Source organism: Intrasporangium zincisolvens, from assembly GCF_034724055.1.
Taxonomy (GTDB): Bacteria; Actinomycetota; Actinomycetes; order Actinomycetales; family Dermatophilaceae; genus Monashia; species Monashia zincisolvens.
The window spans coordinates 1-3,944 of the sequence record NZ_JAWIIL010000019.1; the positions used below are offsets into that span (position 1 = coordinate 1).

Below are 3,944 nucleotides of genomic sequence, written 5' to 3' on the forward strand. Positions count from 1 at the left end.
GGGTGGCAGGTGAAGGATTCGAACCTTCGTAGCTTTCGCGACGCCCTCTGGTGGCTGGCGGTTGGTGGCTTGATGGGATGTCCGAGTCGACCCGGCGTGTTACATGTGAGCCTCAGCGGACGGCGGACCTGCGGCTGGGCGTCGGGTTCGGGAGTTGTCCGGTCCGGAGGAACTGCTCGGCGACGTCACGCAGCTTCGTGTTGCTGTCCTGCGAGATGCGCTGCAGCACGCTGAAGGCCGCCGCAGCCTCGAGGTGGTGACGCTCCATGAGCACACCCACCGCATTGCCGATCGTCTGGCGCGACTTCAGCGCGTAGGTGAGGTGTTCACGCTCTCGCGACAGGCCGACCAAGGCAGCGGTCTGGGCGGCGAAGCCTTGGGCCAGCGTGAGCGTGGCCGCGTCCAGCAAGTGGGGCTCCGTCCAGAAGAGGGACAGAGCACCGAGGGCCCGGTCCTCCCACAGTAGGGGCAGGGAGAGCTGGCAATACAGGCCACGTGCGGCCGCGGCTCGCGCGTAGGCGGGCCACCGGAAGTCGTTTTCTATGTCGTCGCTGATGACGGGCAGACCGGTCGTGACTGCCTCGAAGCCAGGGCCCTCCTCGAGCTCCAAGTGGAGGGCCTGCATCTGCGCGGCGAACGGATCGGAGAAGGCGCAAGTAACCCTTGCGGGCGTGTGGTGGACCATCGTGCCCAGATGGTTGAGGTGCGGGATCACCGCGGCGGCGGCCTCCAGCATCGTGCCCATGGCTCGGCCGGGGTCGAGGGCGTCATCTCCGCGGTGGGAGGCGATGCTGGTCGCGGGTTCTGTCGGACGAAGTTCGGTCATGCGGGTACCTCCTACGGGGCAAGGCGGTCCCAGATGGCTCGAGGATGCCTTCACGACTCCTCACGCCTGAGAACCGGCCTCCCCGTACGGGGTTCGTGCCGTGCGTCATCGTGCCCAGATTCATCAACGTACACGGACTCGGACCCCCCGGACCAACTGCGGGCCTCCCACTTCCGGCACATCTCAGTCGCGCCGGGCAGGTGCCCGCTGCGCTCGGGCGGAGCAGGTGGACAAGCTGACGGAACGTTCCGAGATCGGCCATTGACCCCGAGCGAGCGCTTCCAGAACCGGCTGGAGAGCGTGGGCCATGGCGGGGTGACCCAGTTGGTCCTCGACCTGACGGGCATCGACGTCATGGGCCCCAACGGCCTATCCATCCGGGCGACATCGCGAGGCCCCGCACGACGGTGACTGAGCCATGTGGGTGGTGGGGCTCCTGCCTACGGCGCGGAGCCTCACGATGATGGTCATGGCCCGAGGATGCGCCCTGGCCCGAGCCTTGGGAGACCTCGCTCCGGAGGGCTCGGCCGACGATAAACTTGATGCGTGGAGGACCCGGCTCGTGTGGCCGCCGAGGCCGCCGCCCAGCGCATTCTGGAGCTGGTCGCACGTCGCCAGCGCCTTATGGAAGGTGCGCCGACGACCGAAGATGACGTCAGGGACGCGGAGCGCTGCGCCCAGCAGTCCCTGCGCCGTGCTCGCCTGGCGCACACCCGTTCAAGCCTGGCGCACGAGCGGGCAGCACTCGCGCATGAGCATGTCGCGGCCGTCAAGGAGGCCCATGCTCGTCGCGTCGACGAGTTGGAAGCTGCGCGGCTCCGGGACGAGGCACACGCACACCGCGAAGCCGCCAAGGGCGACCGGCAGGCCGCGCGGCTCGACCGTCAACATGCCGAGGAGGCCTGACCCCCAGCACTGCACCGACTCGGTCTGATCAGTCGATCGGCTCGGCGTCCATGACGAGGAGGATTCCCGTCGAGCTGGCCTCCGGCGACATGAGAGGTGCCGCCGTGATGCTGAGGCGAACCGGCTTGCCGCGTCGGTTGATGGCGTCCATCCTGATGTGCTGCGCGTCGGTGCTGTCGGACAGAACGGCGTGCAGCACAGGTTTGAGCTCGTCGATCGGCAGGCCGATGTCGAGGCTGAGCAGGTGGACGCCCATGGCCTCGTCAGGGCGGACCCCCCAGAGCTCCTGCGCGTTCTTGTTCCACGTCTGGATCGTGAGCTGACGATCGAGGACGATGACCGTTGAGCGCATGCTGCCGAGGATCGACTCCATGTAGTCGTTGAGCTCGGCCAGCTGGGTGCTGCGCTCGCGCAGCTCCTCGTTGGCTCCTTGGAGCTCGTCGTTCATCGACTGCAGCTCCTCGTTCATCGTCTCGAGCTCCTCGTTCGTCGACTGCAGCTCCTCGTTGGTCGTCTCGAGCTCCTCCACGGTCGACTGCAGCTCCTCGTTGGTCGTCTCGAGCTCCTCGTTCGTCGACTGCAGCTCTTCCGACGCCGCCTGCAGCTGCCTGGTCGTCTGTTCGAGCTCGTGGTGCACCTGGTGGTAGCGGGTGACGTCCGTGAGGGTGATCAACGTGCCTGCGTACCCCTCGCGGTGGTCCACGAGCGGGATCAGGTCGATGTCGACGTAAAGCGGTGTCTCGGGGCGGGGCCAGCGAACGTCCGGGATCCGGCGCTGCTGTCGGCTCTCACGCGTCTCCTGCAGAGCGGAGCGCAGCTCGACCGGGCGGAAGGACAGCTCCAGGTCCACGAACTTGCGGCCGATGTCCGAGTCGGCAAGTCGGGTCAGCACCTTGGCCGACTCGTTGACCATGGCCAACGTGCCGTGCGCGTCGACGACGAACTGGGCCACCGGGGCACATCTCCGCTCCGGGCGCGCACAACGACGGTGCCACACTGAGACCATGGGCGAACCGAGAACGGGGCCGACGGCTGCGAGCGTCGAGGCATTCCTGAACTCCGCGACCCCCATCCGTCGACGGGAGGACGGACTGCGTCTGGCCCAGATCTTCCACGAGGTCACGGAAGCTGAGCCGATCCTGTGGGGTCCGTCGATCGTCGGCTACGGCAGCTACCGCTACGTGTCAACCGCCGATCCACGCAGGCACGGTGATTGGCCGAAGACCGGGTTCTCACCGCGCAAGGCGCAGTTGTCCCTGTACGGCCTCAAGGATCTGGCCGAGGGCGCCGCGTTGCTGCCCTCGTTGGGGACGTACACGGAAGGCGCAGGTTGCGTCTATGTCAAGAAACTCGCTGACATCGAGGTTGACGTTCTACGCCAGCTGATCGCCATTGCGTGGGCTCGGCCAGACGACCCGATGCCGATGTCCTGAGGACGACGTGACTCTTTGCCGAGAATGACCCGTCGCGACAATGGCTCAGGAATGGGTTTCCTTGCGCGCCAAGCCCGCTTGAGCGGCTCAGCGGTTGCGATGGGACTGGAACGTGAGGTCCGAAGCAGCTCGCGCCCTCAGCACTCCTGTCACATGCCGGGGACCTCCAGGAACTTCTGCGTCGAGATCGTCCCGCCTGCCTTCGTGTGCGGGTGCCCGTCGAGCAGCTGCTCGAGCTGATCGGGCCCCGGCCCGCTGTCCCCACGTCATCCATTCCTGCATCCCGGCCCCGGCCTGCTCAGGTGGGATCTGGGCCAGCTGCTCACGCATCGCTGCGGTGGTGTTGTAGAAGACCATGTACTGGGCCATGACCGGCTCCTGGCGATCCGACACGCGTCGGGCCGCGGTTCCCCGAGGCGCTGCCCCCGGTGCGGCCGGGGCAGGCCTGACACTCCTCCGGACGAACGTCGTCTCAGCGCGATTCTCACGCCGCGGCGGCGCCAACGGCACGGTGCACCGGGCTGTTCCCGCGACCCGACTGCTCATGGCCGGGTCCTCGGGCATTAGGGGGCGGGGTAGGCCGTCGGCAGCCGCCGCCCGCGGCTGCGCCATGTCGCGCAGGTGGCGGGCTTCCGCGCGGATTCCGCACGGGCCTCGAACGACTGACGTTTCAGCAGGTCAACGGCCTGTCATCGTGCCTTCGGAATCCACGGCGTCAGATACCCCGGCCAGGTAGAGGCGAGAGGCCCTGACCGGCGTCTCCGCTGGTCAGGGCCTCT

The 3,944-nt window shown here is 67.4% G+C and carries 4 protein-coding genes; 2 read left to right on the forward strand and 2 right to left on the reverse strand.

Annotation, left to right across the window (positions count from 1 at the left end; genetic code table 11):
* Positions 1-112 precede the first annotated feature (112 nt).
* Complete coding sequence (locus RY076_RS23565; protein WP_323102464.1) at positions 113-826, reverse strand: GAF and ANTAR domain-containing protein; 714 nt, start codon at positions 824-826, stop codon at positions 113-115.
* A gap of 546 nt (positions 827-1,372) precedes the next feature.
* Between RY076_RS23565 and RY076_RS23570 the strand changes: the two genes are divergently transcribed.
* The gene (locus RY076_RS23570) at positions 1,373-1,732 is read left to right on the forward strand and encodes a hypothetical protein (RefSeq protein WP_323102466.1); all 360 of its coding nucleotides are present in this window, start codon (positions 1,373-1,375) and stop codon (positions 1,730-1,732) included.
* Positions 1,733-1,760: 28 nt separating this feature from the next.
* Here the strand turns inward: RY076_RS23570 and RY076_RS23575 are convergent, their stop codons facing one another.
* The gene (locus RY076_RS23575) at positions 1,761-2,684 is read right to left on the reverse strand and encodes a PAS domain-containing protein (RefSeq protein WP_323102468.1); all 924 of its coding nucleotides are present in this window, start codon (positions 2,682-2,684) and stop codon (positions 1,761-1,763) included.
* Between the two features lie 52 nt (positions 2,685-2,736).
* Here RY076_RS23575 and RY076_RS23580 point away from each other — a divergent pair, with 52 nt between their 5' ends.
* Positions 2,737-3,165: a DUF1801 domain-containing protein gene (locus RY076_RS23580; RefSeq protein ID WP_323102470.1), complete on the forward strand. Its 429-nt coding sequence runs from the start codon at positions 2,737-2,739 to the stop codon at positions 3,163-3,165.
* Positions 3,166-3,944: the final 779 nt, after the last annotated feature.

Coding starts and splice junctions, on each gene's coding strand:
- RY076_RS23565 (WP_323102464.1), bottom strand. CDS start 826: ATGACCGAACTTCGTCCGACAGAACCCGCGACCAGCATCGCCTCCCAC.
- RY076_RS23580 (WP_323102470.1), top strand. CDS start 2,737: ATGGGCGAACCGAGAACGGGGCCGACGGCTGCGAGCGTCGAGGCATTC.